A 22,942-nucleotide genomic window follows, 5' to 3' on the forward strand; every position below is an offset into this window, starting at 1 on the left:
TATCTTTATTAATTTAAGTTGATTATACACTAACTCTCTTAACACTTTGTCCAATTTTCAGTGGACATTATGCTAGTGAGCTTAAATACATCTACTGCTAAGAATAAAGAACCAGTGATAATAAGATGGTCAGCCTTTACTTGTGATAAAGCATCTTCTAAAGACTTGCAAGAAGTAGGTTTAAAATGAGTAGCAAGCTGTGCCAAAGCCTCTGATGAATAACTAAGAGGTTCGCTTTTTACAGGCACCGTATATATATTATTGAATATACCTTCAAACTCGCTCAAAAAAAGATTTGCATCCCTATTCTTAGTCATACCAATGATAAGGCTAATTTCTCCAGATAATTCATCTTTAATCCAATTTGCCAAAACCTTTGCTCCATGATGATTGTGAGCCCCATCTACCCAAACATTAACATTAGGACTTTGAGTTATAAATTTACGGCACTCGTTTACTTGCGTAATTCTTGCTGGCCAATATACATTCTTCAAACCTTCTGCGAAATGATCTTGGCTAAACTCGAAAAGATTTTGCCCAAAGCTAAGAGCAGCGATTGTTGTTGCCGCATTTAAGATTTGATGATCTCCTTTTAAAGCGGGCATAGGGAAATTGCAATTTAAATACTGAGACATAAATTCAAAGCCATCTTGAGTCTTGTGAACTCCAAAATCTCTGCCATACAAAATAAAAGGCGAATTCTGCTCATATGCTTTTTTGAACAGTACTTCTTCTACTTCGGGAACCTGGCTGCTAACAACACAAGCTACATGCGGCTTTATAATTCCGGCCTTTTCATACGCAATACTCGATAACGTATGCCCCAAAACGTCCATATGGTCGAACGAAATTGGCGTAATAATGCTCATTAGAGGTTTCTGCACTAAATTCGTTGCATCTAAACGTCCTCCAATTCCAGTCTCTAAGATCAGTAAGTCTGCATATTTGCGCGAAAATGCCAAAAAGGCAACTGCAGTTGTGCCTTCAAAAAATGTTGGCTGCAAGCTTGCTTTTTCTGCAACAATCCTTACGGTCTCGCATAACTCAAATAAATATTCATCACTGATTTTTTCATTATGCAGAACTATTCTTTCATTAAAGTCTATAAGGTGCGGTGATGTATAAGCATGATATGATAAACCTGCTGCCTTGCAAATACTCCTAATATAGGCATTAGTCGAACCTTTGCCATTTGTTCCTGCTATATGAATTGTAGGCGGCAAATTATCTTGGGGATTACCTAGGATCTCAAGCAGATGTTGCATATTGTCTAGATTATAGTTTATAGGCTTAAAGTTTAAAGGCTTAGGCCAATGGGGCATGAAAACCATAAGGATTTGTTTTTTATATCTTTTGCTATGTACTGTAAATAATACTAATATTCTCTGTTTATTCTTACCTATTTTGCTAAAAATATCTAAGAAATTGTCTTATCATAGCTATGAAAATTACCTCAATAATATCTTAAAAGAGTCTAATTTACTTACGCAAAATACTGATGCTAATATTAAATTTATAAATTAATGCTTTCAAATATTTTAATTTTTGTATATTATGGTTATTATTTTTATATTAACCAGATAAGAGAAAGCATATGTCAGTAGAAAAAACATTTGTAATGATTAAACCTGATGCCTTAAGAAGAAACATCTCAGGCGTTGTAGTCGCATATTTTGAAGAAGAAGGTCTTGAAGTTGCAGCTCAAAAAATGGTTCAGTTAACATCAGAGCGCGCTGCAGAATTTTATGCCGAGCATAAAGAGCGTCCATTTTTTCCTACTTTAGTGAAAAACATTACGGAAGGGCCTGTGATTCCTATAGTACTTAAGGGAGAAAATGCAATTTCTAAAGCAAGAGAAGTGATTGGAGCCACAAACCCTGCTGAGGCAGCTGAAGGAACCATTAGGGGAGATTTAGGAGAAAGTTTAGATTTCAATACAGTCCACGGTTCTGATAGCCCACAATCTGCAGAAAGAGAAATTAGCTTCTTTTTTGCACAAGATGAAATTTTAAAATAATTATTTGTGGCGTCTTGGTTTTCATTAATGAAGTCGCCACAAGTAGTAACAATATGAAAGTACTAATTATATATTTTCTTCGGTATCCAAATCCCCCATTCTACTCCTCAAATCATCCATATTAAAAGATATGTGCAGCATAAACCCCATTTCCTTAGCAGCATTTTCTTCTCCGCCTCCTGAACATTTAGATTCAAGAGTAGTATCAGTATATTCTTGATCTATTATGCTTGCATGTGCTTCTGGTCTCTGTACTTTAAAGGCTTCCACTTGATCATGAGGCACTATTTTATACCCATAAGCTAATTTGGCTCCCGTGGCTTCATCTAAATACAGCTTACACTGGATCCTCAATCCCTCAGAGATTTTGAAATATGCTTTATATAATTGATCTGCTTTGTTTCCCGCTTTGCCAAATTCATACATTTTGAAGCCATGGGGTCCTAATTCTCTTTTCACCAGACCTTTATCTAAAGCTAAATCAACTTGCCTCTCTAAAATCTTATCTAATTCAAGCTTAGGAGACTTAACTGCATAGATTTTCCTACTTTCATCTTGCAATTCTGTATTACTCGGGGTGTATTTTTTACCCTTAATAATCCAAGAAGGTGCTCTTGTTTCGATTGGTGGGAGTTAAGGGATCTATTAATGTAGTACCTTTAATGTCCTTGTAATATTGGTTTATTAAATCCCAAAATACGTCATCTTTAACCATTCCTAAACTATGAGAGGTACGTAGTGCTTCCTCTAAGGTTATGTCAGAACCAGGCATACAGATGGTCAACATTTCCCCTAAGCCTACATTAAATGAAATTTTATGTTGATGAAGATAGACAATTAGATTTTCAAAACTTTTATAAGGTATGTAAAATAACTCTTTTTGGATATAGCAGTAATCTACACCAAGCTTCATAAATTCCATAATGACAAATTGGTTAATTAAGCTTAGTTGTTTTGCATCTACACACTCTTTGTCTTCAAAAAATAACTTATTGACATTTTTTAACCATTCAAATGCTTGGCGCAGATTTTGTTCCAACATATCAGGCGTATTTTTACACGCATTGAGATGAATTATAACTATTTTCATCATAACAAGTGGGTCATGCACATCTTCGAATCTAAGCATATCTATAAATTTAGAAAATCCTGGCTTAAAAGACAAAGGATACAGTATTTTTATCTTTGCCTCCTGTTTGATTTTATGAGATATATCGTTGTTATTTTCTAAATCTCTCAATAAATTTTCTACTTGGTTGAGATCATTATTTTCCGTATAAAAATATGGTTGTTTTATTGAAAAAAGTGTCTTGATATCTCTAATCAAAGGATCTGATCCTGGGATTGTGCTTATAGCTTCTTCCAGGTGAAATTTTAATGTTTCATATTCTTGGAGAAATTCTTGATCATATGAACTAGAATGTTTAAAACTCATTTTTAACCACCTTAAAAGTTTTTCTCGCGCATCTTGAGGAATTAATGTAAGAGAATTTGTGAGCTTTGTAAAATATACCTCTCGTTCTTCTTCTTTTAAATCACACGCTACTTGTGCTAAGCCGCCATTTTCTCTAAATTGATTGATTGGATTGATTTGCCTCATTTTTAATGCTACTGCTAGACCCTCTATCGGATTTTTACTTATGCAGTATAATCTGCAAATCATTGTCAAAGCATGCTCTATTGACACATGGCTGTTTGGTACATGTGAAGCATATTTGCTGTTAAATGCTTCCACCACTCTATCCATCTCTTTCAACCAAGATAAGTTGATATTGCCATTTTCATCTTTTTGTAAAAATTTTATTTCTTTACCTAATTCATCTGGTAGGGCCTGAGCAAAAATATTTAAAATGTCTTGAGCTAAATTAAAGCCGATAGTAACTTGATCTTTCGATACTACATCCTTTAATAGGCGAATATTTATCGTTAGGGACGATAGTAAATCAATAGGATGAGCTTTGATTACTTTTATGAAATTATGCCATAATTCATCCCCAGCTATCACTGAATAAGAATTTGTGACAATATTTAAAACTCTATTTAAAACTCTATTGCTACACTTTGCAATGTCATTTATTTGAAAAACTGAAGTATCTATATCATCGATTTTGAAAAAAAGCTTTTTAACATCCCCACTCTTCACTAATTCACCTTGATATAACATGCTAATTACTTCAGCTGCGTGTTTATATGGTGACAAAAGATCAAAGAATTGGCGCTGAGGAACTTGAGAACATAACTCTTCATCAAAAAGAATTTGTTTTGCTTTTTTGGGACTACATATTTTTCTCCATCCCGATTTGTTATTAATGATTCTTTTAAGAAAAAAAGTGTCATTCTTTCCTGGTTGGCTTACTTTACTTTCTTCCAGTAAATAAGGTATTTCATTAAAAAATTTAAAAATTGGTTCAAATTCTGCTAGTGTAATCTTGCCGCAATTAACCTGGAAACAAATGTTGATAGCAGCTAATCTTAGTATGGATACAATACTCATTATATCCCTCTCAGTTTTATTGCTTTCTAGAACTTTATATATCTGTCTTGCCGTTTTAAAAGTACTGGGATGACTCGAAAGAAAATACATATCTTCTTGTAGAGCATTTTTTACATAAGGTGTTAAGGGTTCTAGATTAATGGAATTGATAACACTTTTATTAATACTTTGCTTGGCAGTTTTGCCTAACTTTGTCATATTTAAATTTTATTGATTATTTATCTTACATCTTAACAGATATATACTACCAATAAAATGACATTTAATCATTGTAATAAGATCATATAATTTATATATCTGACATTATATGAAAAAAGGACATGCCCAATATCTTATTATAAAAATCAAATAACAGCTTGGCATTGCACTACTGCAAAGATAGTTAGATGAGACTCGAATAAGAAATAATAAGAAAGTTCAACCCTTTCAAGGTATTTCAAGTAACAACTAGACCTTCTTCTAAAATGTGCTAAGTAATGCCTAAGATTGTAGTTAATGCTTTAAACTATAGTTGTTTGTTTCTTGCTTTGAATAAGTTGCTCTTAGGGAATTAAGCTCCTATAAATCTTCCAGTGATCTGTACAAAATACTCTAATTTTGTACCTATCAAGCTTGGATAGTAAACTCCTTAATGCTTTCTTACCATGAGAGCCAGCTTGAATGACCAAGAACTTTTTTGTGGCACGATAAAAAGCAAACCATATCCATATTTTTCTTTGTTTTTTGGGTATAATGCGGCATCTCATCAATTTCAACTGCTTTCATATTAGCGTATTAATAAATATGTTATTACAAACAGGAATAAATGCTCACTAAACCTATCGATTAGGCTCACATTTAAAAGATTAGTTGCATATTAGGCCCTGTCCCATCTGTTGAAAGACGAAGAAGAGAAGTATAATGCTATAAATCAATTGTCGCCCCCTCTCTTCAATTTCAAAAGATGTAGCGGAATCTTCAAAAGATCTAAAAGCATTAGTTTGTGCAGTGCCTATATTGGAAGCTTTTTTTAGGAAACAATGAGAATGACCATAGTCAATTTTTGGCAACTTTTGAAAACGATAATCTGAATTGTTTTTATAATACTTAAAGGGCCCTGCGGCCCTATTATTCTAGCTTTTTGTTTAGAGATAAGATTTAGTTGTCTTGCTGTTTAAATTTTGAGCATTTATTTGCAACACCTGTTGCTGCAGATTGTAGATGAGATTGAATATCTTGCACACCAGCTAACACGCCTCCTGGGACCCAGCTAGTTTGATTAAGATCTATATTGCCTATAGTCTTTTTTGTTTCATTGTCTTTTAAGTGGGCTTTAGCTTTAAAAGTTGAACTACCAGCTCCAAGTCCTATTATCATACGTAAGGCTGCATTTCCTTCCTGATATTTGATGATTTCGCCATCAATTAATAATGCCGGCTCGTCTGACTCAACGTTTCTATCTACTTGAGCAAATAAATTTTTCTTCAACATCTCACGAGCTATCATATCAGCAAAACGTTTACCTTCAGCAATAACGTGTGGATCATTATGTTTTTTACTGGCTTTGTCTTTAAAATCGTTAATTATAACTCTAGTATATTGTTTACATTCTTTCTTATCATGCATATGTAGCGTGCTACCACAAGCGGATAATATAACAGATATAATTAATAATATGAAATTTTTAGATATTAAGTTTCTCATAAAAGGTTAATGTAATAAAATTAATAAAAATTATTCTATTTTATCTTTTAGAGATTGTCAATGTAATATTTTGTTATTTTTATATTTACTGAGATAAGATAGATAAAATCTTTTCCTCATCTGTGGGGTTTTCAAATTGAAGTTTTGGCTCAAAAACTTCAAACTTTAATTTATTCACTAACTTTACAGCATCTTTTGGAGTGGTTAGCAGAGTGGCACCCAGTTTATCTGCGGCTTTTTGAAGAGAGTATAGTTCTTGAGATAGGTAATTATGATGATCGCTATATGTAACCTTACGTACTATGTTTAAATGACTTATACATGAAAAAAATCTTTCGGGATTTCCAACTCCTGCAAATGCTAAATATTTCTTATTTGTATCTAATTCACTTTCAGAAGTAATTTGAGCATAAAAAGCTCCATCTAGCAGATTATTGGGGCGTTGTGGACTTGAGCCAATCGCAATTATTAAACCTATTTGGTTTTTAGCAGACTCAAATGTTTGTCTTAGGGGGCCAGCCGGAAGTAATCGGTTATTCCCAAAATTGCGATCAGCATCTATAATTAAAATATTAAAATCCTTAGTTACATATGGATTTTGCATAAAATCATCTAAGATGACCAGGTCTGGGTTGATTTGAGCCACTAAATCCGATGCATCGGCAGGATTTTTAGCTACAATTACATCTGTGATCTTACTCATTAATTTTGGCTCATCTCCCACCAGCTCAGGACTGTCGTACTTGCCAACTATCTGAGGATCGATAAAGTTTGATTTGTAACCCTTAGAAACAATAACAGTTTTAATATTTTTGAGTCTTTGTACAAGCCACATAACGAACTGAGTCTTGCCCGTTCCTCCTACGGTTATATTACCTACACAAATAGTCTTAATCCCAAAATGTATAGGATTTGCTAATCTTTTTCTACGCTCACTGAACCATACATATATGTGAGTTAAGGGAAGTAATAGAGTTGAAATAATAGATTTAGAATTCCAAAATTTAGGATACATTGTATATTGTGTTTAAGTGTTGAATATAAATACTTAATATCTGAGATTTTTGCTTTAATATAGTGCTTGCTGCCTCATTTTGCAATTCAATAAGTTGAGAGTTATTTAAAGCGCTTTTTATTATATTAGTAGCTTCTGTCTCATCTCTAAATACTGCCGCAGCATTATTTTGAAGATACTCTGAGGCAATTTCTTTAAAATTACTCATATCAGGACCAAAAATTATAAATGTCTTAAAAAATGAAGCTTCTAATATATTGTGGCCACCATTTTTTAATGAGCCCCCTATGAAACTTACATTTGCTAAGGAATAAAACAGACTTAACTCACCAATTGTGTCTGCTAAATATACATCTGTGTTTAATGTTACAGGATTTTTTTGAGTTCTTCTAGAGCAAGTAAAACCTTTGCTTTTAATTAGATTTAATATTTGCTCAGCTCTGATAGGATGTCTTGGGGCTATTATTAATAATAAGTTTAACTTATCTTTTTTGAGCTTTTCATAGCAATTTAAGATAAATTCTTCATCTCCTTCGTGGCTGCTTGCTGCTAATAACACCGATCTATTACCTATTTGATCTTTTATGGTTTCCAGATCTTTGCTGTTTACTTTTGGAGGAGTAATGGAATATTTAATGTTGCCTGCATAAATTGCATTTTTTGCTCCTAGCAATTCAAAACGCACGCGATCTTCCTTACTTTGAGCAAGGATAATACTAAATTTACTTAAACAAAAACTCATAAAGCCCTTGCAAAGCTTCCACCTAGCAAAAGATCTGTCAGACATACGTGCATTAAGGAGAGCAATCTTAAACCTTTGGCTTGTCAGATTAATTCTGTTAGGCCATATTTCCGACTCTATAAAAATTCCAATAGAAGGCTGCCAATAATTTAAAAATTTGTTTATGCAAAAACTAAAATCACATGGAGCATATTGATGTATTAAGTGAGGCAATTTTTGTTTTGCTACTATTTCTGCTGATGTCGTAGTGCAGGTTGTGAGCAAGAAATATTTCCCATCTTGCGATAATTCTTCCATAAGCCTTAAAGCTACAAAAGTTTCTCCGACACTTGCTGCATGCAGCCATATCAACTCTCCATCTGGTCTTTGAATTTTTGCTATTCCTAATTTTTCACCCAGCCTAGTAAGGTCTACTTTTTTTTTACAAACCCTAAATATAAAGTGCAAAAGAATAAAAGGTAAAAGTAGAATGCTTAAAATATTGTAAGCATACAAATATAACATATACTCTATATATAAAGTTGGTGCACCCGATTGGATTCGAACCAATGACCGTTGCCTCCGGAGGGCAAAGCTCTATCCAGCTGAGCTACGGATGCCTTATGCGAGGTGATTATAACACTTTATACAGTCAAAAATAAAGGTCTGTTTTGATGAGATAAAATCACTTTTAAAAATTTGCTTGTATAAAATTAACGAATAGGTTATTATGTTATCTGGAATTATGCCGTATATCATTTAAATATTGGATTAATGACGAAAATTATTACCGCAAAGTATAAAATCAGCCGCAAACTAAGAAGTAACGTTTGGGAGAGCGATAAAAATACTTACGCAAAAAGAAACTATGGACCTGGTCAACACGCCAAGTCAAAATCAGCTAAAGCATCTGATTATGGTCAACACTTAAGAGCAAAACAGCTGTTAAAAGCTCACTATGGACGTATTACGGAATCTCAATTCCGTGGTATTTTCGATAAGGCTCGCAAGATGAAAGGCAACTCTGCCGTAAATTTTGTTGGCTTACTTGAAAGTCGAATTGATGCAATTGTTTATAGACTTAACTTTGCTCCAACAATCTTTGCCGCAAGACAACTTGTATCTCATAAGCACGTAAAGCTTAACGGCAAAGTAGTTAATATTCCAAGCATAAAAGTAAAGCCTGGTGATAAGATTGAAGTAGTTGAAAACTATTCTGGTAGACCTGTAATTGCTGAAAGCTTGAATAAAATCAGAAGAAATGTACCAGACTATCTTTCTCTTGACAAAGATACAGTCAGTGGGCAGTTCATTAAGCTTCCTGATGAGATTTCATCTGTTCCATATCCTTTCGAGCCAGACGTAAGTCTTATTGTAGAGCTATATTCTAGGTAATCTTCATATGGCGGACTTTGAGCTCGCCATAAAATTTCACTTGATAAAAACTTCTAAAACTTATCAATAGTTCTTATTCTGATCTTGTTTTAGAACCATGGGTGTTTACAGGATGTTGCATTACTTTTTTCAAATTAAATAGTAGATAATTCAGTCATTTCTTCCCCCGTCATTAGATCAGGTAATATTGAAGTAGTTTCAGACATGCATATATTACCATCAACGTCGAAGTCCTGTAAGCCCAAATCAGTTAATATGCCATGCAGTTCAGAGATTTCATCTATTTCAAGTTTTGTAATAGAGCTTGTAAGTATTTTTAGATCAATATCATCCAAATCTTTTTTAATTAGCTCAAACTGATGTTTGGTTAATGCTAAGATATTTTCTAATACCTCTTGTACATCATTATTAGATTGCATTAAAGCCTTGTATAATTTGCATCCAGTGATAACTTTCTCTTTGTCATAACCTACTTGAGAGAAAAGTTCATTTATATTATTTTTGTTGGTAAAAAATTTAATTAAATTCTCCGTTAGATTTATATCTTGTTTTGAACCAAGGACTATCAATGCTGCTTTAAATTTTGTTGAAGGATCATCATAAGATTCAATTTCTGGATCGGTTAGGGTAAGTAATGATTCGAATAATGTGCCTCCTATTGAATCAAGATTAAAGTTAACCCCAGCTTTTGTAAAAAGAGATAAAATTTCAAGTTTTTTTTCATCACTTTTTCCTATTAATGTCTGTGTATTCTCTATAAATATGTCATATAAAGGACGACATCCATGCTCATTTACAGTGTTTAGATCAACGTTTTTTGCAAGAAGATAATTTATCATTTCAATGTTTCCAGCTTCAACAGCACGGTGTAAGGGGGTAGAACCAGATTTGCTTTTAAAGTTTAAGTCTGCTCCATTTGCTAAAAATTGATCTATAGCTTTTTTATTTTGGCTTCTGATAGCTGTCATCAAGCTAGATCCTTTAGTACTGAAATCAGTTTCTTTGAAGTGCAGTAAGTTGTTAGAACCAATAAATCCTTCATCAATTAACTTTAATATCTTATTGGTGAGATCAGAAGATGTTAAATCAATACCTTCCTTTATCACCTCTTCTATAGCGCTGTTAATTTCCTTAGAAAATTTATTCCTAATATTGTCACGATTCTTATAACGACAGTAAAGCATAAAAGGATTCCATTCTCCATATTCAACCGCAGGTATAGGAAGGGTTTTTGCTACATTTAGCTGAAGTTCCATAGCGCTTGCATTTATTTGTGCATTTATTGCATTAATTAGGCTTAAAAGTTTAGTTAACATAACTATGTCTTAAAATATATTTAGTTACATAATAATACTTATTTGATAACTTGTAAATTCTCTTCTTTTGATTTTAAGTTGTCTTTGATTGTTCTTATAGAAACTAAAATACAGCAAAATATTAAAAGTTTCAGTTTATACCTCTAAATCTTTGCCTTCCTAGACTATATTAGGTTAAATAGAGATATTATATATTCATGCGTTTTGAGTGTTATGCAACTGAAAAGATTAATAACATGAATCCTGTAGAAGCCTTTGTTAAGGCATTGGTTGCCAAATGGTATATTATTGTAGTAGTTGCGGCCTTCTCTGTTTTATATTCAACTTATACAGCATTAAGAGATAAGGGAGTTATTGCCAAGGCTGAAGCTATGCTAATAGATGCGACTAGCCAAATTAAAGGTGCAGCACAAAATTGCATGCCATTAATTACCGATTTAAACCAATTTTGGAAATGTTTAGGTGAACCAAACCGCTACGCTCCTACCCAAGAAGATACAGATCTGGAAAATAGCCTCAAAAATAGGATGCAAGGAGTACTAGAAAATGATTCAAATAACGCAGGAACGCAATCAAATACAAATGGCATTCCGAGACTACCATCTAGCGGAATATCAAATACAAACACCCAAAACGCACCGGCTAGTACTGACACAAGCTCATCTTCTAGTACCACTCCTCCAATAATTCTGCCTTAATATATTTGCAGTTATCGCTCTAATTCCCTATAATGTTAGCTATATTAATTAAAAGATCAATATGAGCGACAAAAAAGTATTTGTTAAAACCTATGGATGTCAAATGAATGTTTATGACTCCGTCAGAATGCAAGACGTACTAAAACCCCTTGGATACAGTGATACGCAAGAAATAGATGAAGCAGACCTGATTATCCTAAACACATGCGCTATCAGGGAAAAGGCTACTGAAAAAGTCTATTCAGAATTAGGAAGAATTAAAAAAATTAAAAACCAAAAAGATTGTCTGATTGCAGTTGCAGGATGCGTTAGTCAAGCAGAAGGGGATCAGATTTTCAAGCGCGCACCATTTGTAGATATTGTAGTTGGGCCCCAATCATATCATAACTTGCCTCGTCTTATCAAAGAAGCATCCAAGGGTCAAGCAATTGAACTTGACTTCATAGAGGAAAAAAAGTTTGATGAGCTTCCTGTAGAATATGGATTCCAGGGACCTTCAAGTTTTGTTTCAGTACAAGAAGGATGTGATAAGTTTTGTACGTTTTGTGTTGTGCCTTATACCAGAGGTGCTGAGTTTTCAAGACCAGTTGAGCATATTTATCGTGAAGTTATGCAGATGGTTGAAAAGGGCTCAAAAGAAATTGTACTCCTTGGGCAAAACGTAAATGGTTATCATGGGAAAACTTTTGAAGGTAAAGAAGTAAATCTTGCTTTCTTAATCAGACATATTGCTGGTATTAGGGGAGTTGAGAGGATACGTTATACAACATCTCATCCAATAGATATGGATCAGGATCTAATAGATCTGCATGGAAGTGAGCCAAAACTTATGCCATTTCTTCACCTACCATTCCAATCAGGATCTGATAAGATTTTAAAGTTAATGAACCGTAAATATTCCTCATCTCAGTATCTGGAGATTATAGATAAATTACGCAAAGCGAATCCTGAAATGTCTTTTTCATCAGATATTATCGTTGGGTTTCCGGATGAAACAGATGAAGATTTTCAAGCTACGATGGATTTAGTTGATAAGGTCAATTATGCTCAAGCTTTTTCTTTCAAATATAGTCCAAGGCCTGGAACGCCAGCTGCAACCCGCAAGCAAATTCCTGATCATATCAAGACAGAAAGACTGATTGCGCTTCAAGCAAAACTTCAAGAGCAACAATTATCATTTAATAAGAACTTTATCAACAAAACAATGCCTATACTTTTTATGAAGGACGGCAAGTTTGATAATCAAGTTGTTGGCAAATCTCCACACATGCAGTCCGTATATGTCAAGAGCGAGACCCAAAATTTGCATAACAAGATTATGAAAGTTAAGATTCATGATGCATTTTTAAATAGTTTAGCAGGCAGTATAGCTGCTTAGATAATGATCAAAAGGATTTTTCAGGTTTTATTTTTTCTCTCTGTATGCGCTTTAGGCGCAGCATACTTGATATTTGATCATTTCTCGAAAAATCTGCCAAGCTACGCTGAGCTTGCTAACTATAATCCACCTTCAGTTACAAGGATATATTCATCAGATGGCAAACTTCTTCAGGAATATGCAAAAGAGCGTAGAGTATTTGTCCCAATTGAGAACATCCCTGTGTCTTTGGTGCAAGCTTTCATAGCTGCAGAAGATAAAAATTTTTACTCTCATCACGGTATAGATATAACCAGCCTAATCCGTGCGATTATTAATAATTGTATCCATTTTATACAAAATAAAAGAATGGAAGGGGCATCGACTATAAGCCAGCAAGTAGTCAAAATGTTCTTTTTATCCCCCGAAAGATCCTTGAAACGAAAGATTAAAGAGGCAATTCTATCTTATAAAATTTCTCAAGTTTACAGCAAAGATAAAATACTTGAATTATACTTAAATCAAACATTTTTTGGTAAAGGTGCTTATGGTGTTGCAAGCGCAGCTAAGCAATATTTTAATAAACCTTTGGAAGAGCTTGATTTAGGTGAATCAGCACTACTTGCAGGCTTGCCAAAATATCCTTCTCTCTTTAGGTCGGACCAAAACTATGCAAAAGCTAAAGCGCGCAGAGATTACGTACTAAGGCGTATGGAAGAAGATGGATATATTAGTCATGAGTCAGCTACGCGGGCTACTAGCTTACCTATTATATTAAGTAAGCCCCTTGATAAAGATAGGTTTCAAGCTGATGGGTATGCAGAAGTAGTGCGAAAGCAAGTTATCGACATGTTAGGATATGATACATTTTACAAAGAGGGATTAACGATTATCACTCCATTGCACTCAGAATACCAGAAACAAGCCGAAAAGTCTTTTATTTGGGGTATCAAAAGATATGATCAAACTAAAGGATTTAGGGGACCAATTATTCACCTTGAAAACATAGACAATTGGCAAAATGATCTAAAAAATGCAAAGATTCCTAAACTGCATGATGACAAGATTGCAGTCGTACTAAAGGTCTCAAAAGATCAGATAAAAGTAGGAACTTTAGATGACAAGACCTGGAATTTGCAAATACCTAAATGGACTGCAACACATGGTTTAAGAACTGGAGACGTAATTGCAGTTACAATAAATGATCATTCTTGCACCCTCTCTCAAATTCCAGAAGTAGAAGGGGCGGTTATTATGATGGATACAAATACGGGCAAAGTTCTTGCTATGGTGAGTGGATATGATTCCAACACAAGTAAGTTTGACCGCGCAACACAGGCTCAAAGACAACCCGGTTCTCTCATCAAACCTTTTATATATCTCTCAGCTTTAGAATATGGCATAGAGCCTAACACGATAATTGAAGATAAACCTATTGAAATATACCAAGGACCAGGCTTGCCAATATATAGCCCTCAAAATTATGGTAAAACTTTCTTGGGCCCCATTACTTTTAGAACTGCTTTAGAAAAATCTCGTAACACAGTCACTGTACAGCTAGCAAAAATGGTAGGACTAGGTAATATTGCCGAAATTATTAAACGCTACGGTATTAATGATGACCCTCAAAAATTTTATTCAATGGCTTTGGGTTCACTTGAGACTACTTTAAGTAAAATCACTAGTGCTTACGGCGGTATTGCAAATGGATGCCATAAGATCAAAACTCATTTTATAGAACTTATAAAAGACAAGCACGGTAATATCATATATAAGAGAGATAACAGGCACTATAAAACTTCCGTAGATCAAATGCCTCAACTAAGTTACGATCCTGAATATATTAACCTTTCGGATGATGCAAGTTGTTACCAGATTGCTTCATTACTAAAAGGAGCTATGGAAAGGGGGACTGGCGCATCAGCAAGATCGTTGAATAAAGTTATTGCGGGCAAAACTGGCACTACAAACGATAGCTTAGATGCATGGTTCGTTGGGTTTACACCTAAAATCGTTATAGGCACTTACGTAGGCTTTGATCATCCTAAAACTCTGGGGGCAAAAGCAACAGGCGCAGGTGTAGCCTTACCAATTTTTGTTGATATATTTAAAAACGCTTTTAAGGATGAGCCATCATTAGATTTTAAAGTCCCAGATAGCATTTCCTTGGAATATGTTAATCCTCATACTGGCCAAAAAGAACAAACTGACTCTTCAATTCTAGAAGCATTCAAAAAGAATTTATTTCTTGATGAGAATAATGATCCATTCCAAAAACTCGAACCTAATCAGAAAGAATTAGAGAATTTTGACATATATTAAGCTCTGGTATTAAATTATGCTTGTATAAACATTGATTTATTTTTATTCTTATGATAGGCTTCTTCGATGTTAATGAATTTTAATCTAAATAGCTCATATATAAAGTGATTAAAACTAATAAAGGGAAACAAGAACACAAATCAATACCTAATACTAAGGAAGATGTTGACTTAGAATGTCGGGAAGATTTGAACCAGTCAGATCTTGAGCTGCATAAGCCATCATCTTCAACATATGACTTAATGTTAGTGATTGTGAAAATAATGCAAGAAGATCCTAGGTTAATAGCCTACAATATCGTCAAAAGATTGCCCGAGCATGATATAGCTCATCTTAAAGAGTGGTTGGGAATAGATGATTCAGGCATCAAAGAAAAGCTCGAAGAATTATCTAAAAATGATGAAGGGCTGGTGAAAAATGCCGAAATGTGCGAATCGCCTTCTCGAATAAAATACGATCAATCTTTAGATTTTTCATCTCACAGCTTTACAAGCAGCTCATCAGGTGATTCTAGTCCATTTCCAAAAGATAGTTTAGACTCTCAAGCATTTTGGTCAGACGACGAATCTCTTGCATGTTGTAAAGAAGAACATTCGGCAGAAAATCATGTAGAAAATTCTGGTTTAAATAGCGATATAGGCAAGTTATATGGTGATGGCGTGAACTTTAATCTAGGAGACTATTTTATGATCTAAAAGATTTTGATATAAGCTTTTTCTTGAATTTGGTTGTCTAGCTTCTTCATTGCCACATTCATCTTGTTAGAGGCAATAGCATTCACTAAAGCAGCTCTATCTTCTTTTGACAAATCAGCTATATCTCTGTTACGCATTACAAGGATTTTGAATCCTTCTGAGGTTTTCAAAACGTTACTAATATCTTTTGGCTTCATGCTTCTAGCAACTGCTTGGAAGCTAGATGGAGCCTTTTCGATATCTCCTTTGAATTCATTTTTGAGGGCAAAAGATTCATAAATTTTTTCTTTTAATTCTCCTTTTGTATTAATTAATTTACCTCTTAAAGCTCGCATTTGTTTATATGATTTCTTATCGAGGCCTTTGCTTGTAAAAATCAAAAGATCTGTGTTAATTTTAGCACCTCCTCCGATGACCACCAAATCTTCTACTTCATCGTTAAATACCTGAATATTTGGCATCAAGGCTTGTTTAGTAATATTGTCAACTAGAATATCAAATTCAACCTTATTTTTGAAAAAATCATATACACCTTTTTCGCTAGTCATATCTTTCAAGTAGCCTTTAGAAAGCTTAAATTGTTTTTCAATGACCTCAATTGCTTCATCAACCTCTTTATCATTTGCTTTAAGACTCTCAAATTTTTTATTATCTCCAATCAGTCTCTGAGTAATTAAAGTATTAAGAGCATAAGAATTAAGTTTTTTGTCCATCTCACTTGAGCCGTCATGAGCATTAAACAATGTCGCTAAATGCTTCACCTTGTATATCTCATAAGATGTTATAGGCGATTTATTTACGACGGCAACCATTTCATTTGCACTAGCAACACTTGCAATTAAACTAAACAAAATCAAATACAGCATACTTCTTACATATTTAAGCTTTTAAGACCTATTTGGAAGGAGAAATCAGACCAGGTTTTTCTCTTTTTATGGTCCAAACCATCTTTACTAAAATTACTTCCTATTTTAGCAAATATTCTAACACAATCATAATTATATGTCACCTCCACTGATTTGGTTAAAATGAAAGGGTTCTTTGCAAGATCAACGTTTGCCCCTCCCCCTATAGACCAATTCTCATTAATGTTGTAACGCACATTTGTTCCCAATCCAAGTATCCTGGTTGTATTATAACGTATATTAAAAAGCGAAACATCCAAACTCCAATCATCAGTAAATCTAGTTATGCCTAATTGACCTAGGTTTAGTTTAAATTTATCTGACAAATTGAATTTATAATAAATTTCCGCAGATTTATTAGAGATACTTGCAGAGCCTACTATTTGACTGCGGCGAGCATCATATAAATCGTGTTTTTTACCCAAAAAGGCCGAGTATGTGTTTCTATCAAGGAATAGCAAATTCACCCCATAACTGAGGCGTTTTTTATGCTCATCATAGTCTTTGCCATAAAACATATTGTGACGAAACAAGTTTAGATCATCAGCTAAACCGTTTTTGTCCGAATCTATAGTTGGTATCTTTAATTCTTTATACCTCCCAAGACTTGAATTAAATGATGCAATAGGCTCAATTATAAACTTATTACTAAAAATTTGATATCTCCATGTTGTATGTATCTCAGGTAAGTTGCGAGCAAAAGTACCCGTATCTTGCTGATCTAAGCAACGATACTTATAACCATAAAAATCAAATTTATCATATAGACTCAAATCTATTTGATGGTCATATATCTGTATTACCTTAGTCAATGCCAGGGCATTAGAGCTGCGAAGGGCGTTATACCTAGAGCCAGCTTTATAGAATAAATGGTTGTTTTGAATGGATAAGTATAAGTCATCTCCTATATTCCAAACTTTTTTAGTCCGAATTAAGGGCGCTACAAATGTATCCTGAAGCCAAAATGATCTTTCATCCTCACTGCGCAAGTCTTGAAAATCTAAAGCTTCAAACCTTATATAATCAGGACCATTAATTTTTTGCATCCAAATATCAGAGACTAAGTATGGATCTTGGATATCATAATACTTTTTTAAATACCCTGAATTTCTAGTTCTTTTTAAATTAAAACCAGCATCATAATCTTTAATTTTAAACTGCCCGTTACTAAACAAATGATATTGGAGTACTGACTTATTTGTGGAAAATTCATCTGTTTTCATTAAACTTCCTTGCACCTTATAACTACCACTGGATGTCAGATGGTTAAACTCACTTTCCATAATTATGTTTGTTGGTTTAAGCTTAAAACGAGGAGTTATTGTCAGATCCACGTTGCTCTTACGACGTACATAAAAAGGTGTATTTAAGGTTTTACCATGTGAGATAGATGGGATTAAAAATCCATTTTGATGCAACGATTTAGGTCCCGTAAATTTCATATATGGCATAAAAAAAATGGGCTTACCAAAAACCTCAAAACGTACTTTCTTTGCCTCTACTACTTGAGTTTTGGAATTAAAATTAGCAGTTTTAGCCTTTATTTGCCATATCGGGTTTTGAAACATACCCCGCGTGCAGGCAGTATAGCAAGGAGCATCAAAATCAAAATCATGATAATTTCTTTCAATCCTATCAGCTGTAATTGTCATATTGTTTTTAGGCAAGCTTAAAAAGCCACTTCGAAATTCAAGCTGATTAAAATGATCTTCTGCGATTAAATCATAACCTGTCACAATATGCCCCCCACCCTCTTGCAACATTACAAGACCTTTAAATTTCCAACTATGAGTCTTAGTATCAAATTCAAATTCATCAGCAAGTAAAAGGTCATCATCACGGACAATTAAGATGTTCTTTTTGGCTACGAAACTGCCCTTCCTTTCATCGTAATGAAGCTGATCTGTAAATAAGTTGGTTCCATTAAAAAGCATTGAGTATCCTAAAGAAGGAATCAGAAGGCACAAATACTTAAAAATCTGGTTAACTAAATTCTTCACACAATTGCTTTTCAATTGATTGCTTAATCTTGGAAATAAACTTTACAATCCTAGCCTCAAAACCAAGATTCTTAATCGTCCATTTTTCCATCCAAGGATAAGCAAGCTCCCACATGTTAATATCTGGATTTAAAATTTTTCCTACACCTTCGATTAAAATCATACTCTTTTGTAATAAAATGAGCTGAGGCTGTATATCTAAACCAAATTCTTGTATCACCTGAAAAAGCTGAGCTAGAATTTTGCTAATTGACACATCTTTCAAAGCAAGACCTACAATTGGCTCACAAATACTGCGGCAATATCCTGCAAATAATGCAAGATCAGTATCCTTTGGAATATATCCAGCTTTTAAGTGCACTTTTGCAACCTGCATGTAGTCCCTACGCAGGAAGCCTTGTAAGATTTGCGCAACAGAGACTCGATCTTTTGGAGATAGCCTTCCCATAATGCCAAAATCTACCAAAGCAATTTGTCCTTCTAATGTTACAAATATATTACCTGGATGCATGTCTGCATGAAAAAAGCCGTCACGATATGTTTGCTCAAAAAACATAATCGCTACTCTTTCTGAAATTTCTATTGGGTCTAACCCTTGAGCTTTGATTGATTCCACATCATAAATCGAGATTCCCTCTACCCATTTTGTCACAAGTACCTTTTCTGTAGTCAAATCCCAATGCACAGGTGGTATATATATTCCGATATCACTAGATAAGTTGTCCTTTAGTTCTGATGAATTAGCTGCCTCCATTCGCAAATTTAGCTCCATTTTCATACTGCCCTCAAAGATCTCGAGTACCTCTAAGAATTTAAAATTATTAGTTTGAGGATAAAGGCGGGAAATAATACGAGCTAAAAAGTTTAATATTTTCAGATCTTGCTGACATTTAATTTTAATACCGGGACGCAATACTTTAACAGCTACTACTTCACCTGAATTAAGAACTGCCTTATGAACTTGTGCAACAGAAGCAGCGGCAACAGATTGCTCATCGAAATTTGCAAATACTTCATCTGGAATTTTACCGGTTTCTTTGTGAAAAATTTGTTTAAGTTCCTCAAATGGGAAAGGCTCTAGGCGATCCTGTAAGTCTTTTAGGTCTTGGCATGCTTTTTGTCCTATAATATCTGGACGAGTAGAGAGAGTTTGTCCAAATTTGATATAAATAGGCCCTAACTCTTTTAATGCATCTACCAATTTCCCAGAGGATCTGATGGGAGAGAAAATAATTACTAAAATACGATAGAAAAATCGGGTAAATATAGAACCCTTTATTTTGATAAATTCATCAAAAATCCTATATTTACTAATTACATGAATTAGCCTTAACAATCCCCCTAAAGTTTTCATGCCTTATATCCTTCATAGATAGAAGCAACGCCAAAATTTAAACTCCTTCCATAAGAAATTTTAAAACCAGCCGCTTGCATCATGCTTAAGAACTTCTTACGATCAGGGAATGCTCTAATACTATCAACTAAATACTGGTAGGCATCTCTATTACCAGCAATGAGACTTCCCATTTTAGGTATAAAATAATTGGAATAAAAATTATAAGCCTGTTTAATACCTGGCAAACAAGGCTTACCAAATTCCATACACAAAAATTTTCCACCTGGTTTTAATACTCGATGAGCTTCTTGTAAAGCTTCAGATATATCAGGAATGTTTCTTATACCAAAAGATATAGTATAGTAATCAAAAGTATTATCTTTAAAGGGAAGATCTGTACTATCTGCTTCCATAAAATCTAGACCACAGGTAATATTCTTTTCAAGTTTTTTGACTTTTGCCAAAGAAAGCATTGCGGGATTAATATCCACCCCAATAATATCAGGGGTTAATCCTAAATTCAGCGCCCTTTTGTATAATCCAAATGCAATATCACCGCTTCCTGTTGCTACATCTAATATTTTAGCTCCGGGATTTTTGACTAGGGAGCAAAATTGCTTTTTCCATAAGCGATGCAGACCAAAACTCATTGCATCATTCATAATATCGTACTTACTTGCAACAGAGGTAAATACATCACTGATAAAAGATGAAGTATACATTTATATATGCGAAATTCTAAATAATATAAAAAATAAGAAAACAGCTATAGGAACTATACTACATAAAACAGCAGAATTAGTATAGTGCGTTAGGATATTTGCTATTACGCTTAAAAATAAAAATCCAGTAAAACTTGCAACAATTACATAAGAACTATTAAGCCATATTTTGTGTTTTTCTAAGTCAAAAAAGAAAAACGGCATCAATGAAAATAAAATTACCACAAGAGGTCTTGTAATTTGTTTATAAAAATAAAGCTCTACAAAACTACTAGGCATACCTAATTTTTGTAACGAAACAACCAAATTAGGTAAATTCCAGAATGGTAAATGATAAGGACTATATTCGAAATATCTAATATCTTTTTTCTTAACATTAGTTTGCAAAATATAATTGTCTTGATGAGTTTGAACATTTCCATCCTTAATATCACAATCCTCCAGGTTCCACTGACCGGCTTGCTTAATTCTGCCTAGGCTACAGAAAGTAGTACGTTTAAGATCATTGGCTTGTACTTCTGCTATCGTAATACCAGAAAGTAAATTATTTCTTAAGCTTTCTATGTGAATAAATTTCTCTCCTTTTAACTTAAAAAATAAATTATCGCGACTAACATCATAGCCTCTTAAGTAGTCTATAGTTTGGTCATATTGTGCAAGATACCTGCTTGATATAGGTGATATAAAGAGTAATAAAAACAAACTAAAGCATAAGTTAATAAGGACTAGATATTTTATAATGCGACGGATGGAAATGCAGTTATTAAAAAAAATTATAAATTCATTCTGCTTAACTAAGTTATTAACAAGCCACAAAACGCTAAGCATACAAATCAAAGGACTTATCTCAGAAATGAGATAAGGAAGCTTAAGTCCAGACAGCTGAAGTAAGAAAAGAGGTTTGTGATCCCTGAATCTTCCCAGTAATTCAAAAGAGTTAGTTAAATAAATTACGAGTGCAGTGATAAATAATACACTAAACAGTCTTTTAAAATAAGACTTGAGTATATACTGAAAACAAATATTCATTATCCAAATAAAATTAATCCAAGTTAGAGAATAATAGATTTATGTCCCTCGAACAACTATAGCAATTATTTAATGATAAATTTTAGCTTTTGATTACGGCGCACATAAAGCTTGAAGTATCCTTAAAATAAAATTAAGGGTACTTTTATGTTTAGTTGCTTCCAATCGCAAGAAGAAAGACAAGCCAAGCTGCTTGCCAGATCCATCAAAAAGGCCTACGAGACCAAAAAATGTTGGAATAACCCTCTCAAAGCTCGTGAATTAGCTTATGAGCTTGCCAAAGATCCTAATATATCGACTAAGTACGTACCCGTAAGAGATGTAATTAAAATATTTCAAAACGGAGATCTTAATTTAGCAGTACATCTTTTTGATGGCAATAGAAAAGATCCCATAATTCATAGAGCCAAAAATCTAATCTCAGTTATGTTTAGTATATGCAATGGAGAGGATGAAAATTTTTATCATGTAGCAGATACTATGAATTGGCTGAAAATTCTGATGCTCCTCACGGTAGTTAAGCTCATACACATCAATTCAGGAATAATAGCAGCAAAGAACTATTTATACCAAGAAATAGGAGTTAGTGATAACATCAATGATAAAGATTTGGTAGAAATACCTAAAATTATGAAATTTATAGCAATATCTGAGCTTGAGTCTACAGTTGATGTAAAAGCAATTTTACCTTATTTCTTAAAGATTTTTAAACCCATATCTACTAACCCATGTGATCACATTTCATTTAATGTAGACGAACTTGCTCAAAGGTTTCCCATTGATATAATAAAAGATTCCTCGGATAATTTATCTGTATACAAGACTTTAGGCATAAACGAGCGAGTAGATCCAGCGCTCATGGAAATTGCATTTAAAAACAGGGTGGAATTAACAGCTCAAACACACGAAATTGATAACAACATTTCTCACAGTCAAATACGAAATCCAGATGATTTATTTGAGGGAGATCTGAAATATTATTTAGCATTTAAAAAAGTTTGGAAACTTAGGGCAGAAGGTTTCAGATTAGACAGCATTGTAGAACAAGTGTGTAAAGAAGAGGGGATATTAACTGAAAAATCAATTAAGCTAGCTTATCTAATGCATCGTCAATCATCTGTAATTCCAGAGATAGAGGGTGGTAATGAACAGATTGATGAATTTGATGACACAATGGGTTATAGAAGTTATTTAGGAGATAATCACATAGTGGAGATTTGTAATTGATCCTCAAACA

20 protein-coding genes and 1 tRNA gene are annotated in these 22,942 nt (G+C 33.7%); 7 read left to right on the forward strand and 14 right to left on the reverse strand.

Features of this window, described 5'->3' with window-relative positions; translation table 11 throughout:
- Nucleotides 1-38 precede the first annotated feature (38 nt).
- Nucleotides 39-1,331, reverse strand: coding sequence for a bifunctional folylpolyglutamate synthase/dihydrofolate synthase (locus phytr_RS04345; protein WP_234352481.1), 1,293 nt, complete (start codon nucleotides 1,329-1,331; stop codon nucleotides 39-41).
- A gap of 263 nt (nucleotides 1,332-1,594) precedes the next feature.
- Here phytr_RS04345 and ndk point away from each other — a divergent pair, with 263 nt between their 5' ends.
- Entirely contained in the window at nucleotides 1,595-2,017 is a 423-nt protein-coding gene (ndk, locus tag phytr_RS04355; RefSeq protein WP_106874657.1) for a nucleoside-diphosphate kinase, read from the forward strand.
- A gap of 66 nt (nucleotides 2,018-2,083) precedes the next feature.
- Here the strand turns inward: ndk and phytr_RS04360 are convergent, their stop codons facing one another.
- The 7 genes from phytr_RS04360 to phytr_RS04390 form a co-directional block, all read right to left on the reverse strand.
- On the reverse strand, nucleotides 2,084-2,578 hold the full coding sequence (locus phytr_RS04360; RefSeq protein ID WP_106874658.1) for a hypothetical protein: 495 nt from the start codon (nucleotides 2,576-2,578) through the stop codon (nucleotides 2,084-2,086).
- A gap of 31 nt (nucleotides 2,579-2,609) precedes the next feature.
- The gene (locus tag phytr_RS04365) at nucleotides 2,610-4,709 is read right to left on the reverse strand and encodes a hypothetical protein (protein ID WP_106874659.1); all 2,100 of its coding nucleotides are present in this window, start codon (nucleotides 4,707-4,709) and stop codon (nucleotides 2,610-2,612) included.
- 344 nt (nucleotides 4,710-5,053) lie between these two features.
- On the reverse strand, nucleotides 5,054-5,257 hold the full coding sequence (locus tag phytr_RS06540; RefSeq protein ID WP_106874660.1) for an IS1 family transposase: 204 nt from the start codon (nucleotides 5,255-5,257) through the stop codon (nucleotides 5,054-5,056).
- 391 nt (nucleotides 5,258-5,648) lie between these two features.
- Entirely contained in the window at nucleotides 5,649-6,194 is a 546-nt protein-coding gene (locus phytr_RS04375; RefSeq protein ID WP_106874661.1) for a DUF4410 domain-containing protein, read from the reverse strand.
- Between the two features lie 85 nt (nucleotides 6,195-6,279).
- Complete coding sequence (gene lpxK / locus phytr_RS04380; RefSeq protein ID WP_106874662.1) at nucleotides 6,280-7,209, reverse strand: tetraacyldisaccharide 4'-kinase; 930 nt, start codon at nucleotides 7,207-7,209, stop codon at nucleotides 6,280-6,282.
- On the reverse strand, nucleotides 7,199-8,455 hold the full coding sequence (locus tag phytr_RS04385) for a 3-deoxy-D-manno-octulosonic acid transferase (protein ID WP_106874663.1): 1,257 nt from the start codon (nucleotides 8,453-8,455) through the stop codon (nucleotides 7,199-7,201). Before phytr_RS04385 ends, lpxK begins: the two co-directional genes overlap by 11 nt.
- 18 nt (nucleotides 8,456-8,473) lie before the next feature.
- Nucleotides 8,474-8,550, reverse strand: a tRNA-Arg gene (locus phytr_RS04390).
- 154 nt (nucleotides 8,551-8,704) lie between these two features.
- Here phytr_RS04390 and rpsD point away from each other — a divergent pair.
- Nucleotides 8,705-9,325 carry a 30S ribosomal protein S4 gene (gene rpsD / locus phytr_RS04395; RefSeq protein ID WP_106874664.1) on the forward strand — a complete coding sequence of 207 codons (621 nt, stop codon included), beginning with the start codon at nucleotides 8,705-8,707 and terminating at the stop codon, nucleotides 9,323-9,325.
- Nucleotides 9,326-9,459: 134 nt separating this feature from the next.
- On the opposite strand, the gene phytr_RS04400 is transcribed toward rpsD, so the two are convergent.
- A complete protein-coding gene (locus phytr_RS04400) occupies nucleotides 9,460-10,641 on the reverse strand; it encodes an ankyrin repeat domain-containing protein (protein WP_106874665.1) in 1,182 nt (393 codons plus the stop codon).
- Between the two features lie 236 nt (nucleotides 10,642-10,877).
- Between phytr_RS04400 and phytr_RS04405 the strand changes: the two genes are divergently transcribed.
- The 4 genes from phytr_RS04405 to phytr_RS04420 all read left to right on the forward strand — a co-directional run bounded on the left by phytr_RS04405 (nucleotide 10,878) and on the right by phytr_RS04420 (nucleotide 15,713).
- On the forward strand, nucleotides 10,878-11,339 hold the full coding sequence (locus tag phytr_RS04405; RefSeq protein ID WP_158706864.1) for a DUF2670 domain-containing protein: 462 nt from the start codon (nucleotides 10,878-10,880) through the stop codon (nucleotides 11,337-11,339).
- A 61-nt stretch (nucleotides 11,340-11,400) separates the two neighbouring features.
- Entirely contained in the window at nucleotides 11,401-12,717 is a 1,317-nt protein-coding gene (gene miaB / locus phytr_RS04410) for a tRNA (N6-isopentenyl adenosine(37)-C2)-methylthiotransferase MiaB (protein WP_106874667.1), read from the forward strand.
- A 3-nt stretch (nucleotides 12,718-12,720) separates the two neighbouring features.
- Nucleotides 12,721-15,018 carry a penicillin-binding protein 1A gene (locus phytr_RS04415; RefSeq protein WP_106874668.1) on the forward strand — a complete coding sequence of 766 codons (2,298 nt, stop codon included), beginning with the start codon at nucleotides 12,721-12,723 and terminating at the stop codon, nucleotides 15,016-15,018.
- A 104-nt stretch (nucleotides 15,019-15,122) separates the two neighbouring features.
- A complete protein-coding gene (locus tag phytr_RS04420; RefSeq protein ID WP_106874669.1) occupies nucleotides 15,123-15,713 on the forward strand; it encodes a hypothetical protein in 591 nt (196 codons plus the stop codon).
- Here phytr_RS04420 and phytr_RS04425 read toward each other — a convergent pair.
- From phytr_RS04425 to phytr_RS04445, 5 genes are read right to left on the reverse strand one after another with little or no spacing between them, the layout of a single operon-like run.
- A complete protein-coding gene (locus phytr_RS04425) occupies nucleotides 15,710-16,579 on the reverse strand; it encodes a hypothetical protein (RefSeq protein WP_106874670.1) in 870 nt (289 codons plus the stop codon). The two genes, phytr_RS04420 and phytr_RS04425, sit on opposite strands and share 4 nt — an antisense overlap.
- Nucleotides 16,580-16,584: 5 nt before the next feature.
- A complete protein-coding gene (locus phytr_RS04430; RefSeq protein ID WP_106874671.1) occupies nucleotides 16,585-18,618 on the reverse strand; it encodes an LPS-assembly protein LptD in 2,034 nt (677 codons plus the stop codon).
- The gene (gene ubiB, locus phytr_RS04435; RefSeq protein ID WP_106874672.1) at nucleotides 18,602-19,972 is read right to left on the reverse strand and encodes a 2-polyprenylphenol 6-hydroxylase; all 1,371 of its coding nucleotides are present in this window, start codon (nucleotides 19,970-19,972) and stop codon (nucleotides 18,602-18,604) included. Before ubiB ends, phytr_RS04430 begins: the two co-directional genes overlap by 17 nt.
- Nucleotides 19,969-20,676 (reverse strand): bifunctional demethylmenaquinone methyltransferase/2-methoxy-6-polyprenyl-1,4-benzoquinol methylase UbiE, encoded by a 708-nt coding sequence (ubiE, locus tag phytr_RS04440; protein WP_106874673.1) that lies wholly within the window; start codon nucleotides 20,674-20,676, stop codon nucleotides 19,969-19,971. The genes ubiB and ubiE overlap by 4 nt, the downstream gene beginning before the upstream one ends.
- On the reverse strand, nucleotides 20,677-21,705 hold the full coding sequence (locus phytr_RS04445; protein WP_106874674.1) for an LptF/LptG family permease: 1,029 nt from the start codon (nucleotides 21,703-21,705) through the stop codon (nucleotides 20,677-20,679).
- 147 nt (nucleotides 21,706-21,852) lie between these two features.
- Between phytr_RS04445 and phytr_RS04450 the strand changes: the two genes are divergently transcribed.
- Nucleotides 21,853-22,932, forward strand: a complete 1,080-nt coding sequence (locus phytr_RS04450; RefSeq protein WP_106874675.1) for a hypothetical protein — start codon at nucleotides 21,853-21,855, stop codon at nucleotides 22,930-22,932.
- The last annotated feature ends 10 nt before the right edge of the window (nucleotides 22,933-22,942 follow it).

The organism is Candidatus Phycorickettsia trachydisci, assembly GCF_003015145.1.
Classification (GTDB): domain Bacteria; phylum Pseudomonadota; class Alphaproteobacteria; order Rickettsiales; family Rickettsiaceae; genus Phycorickettsia; species Phycorickettsia trachydisci.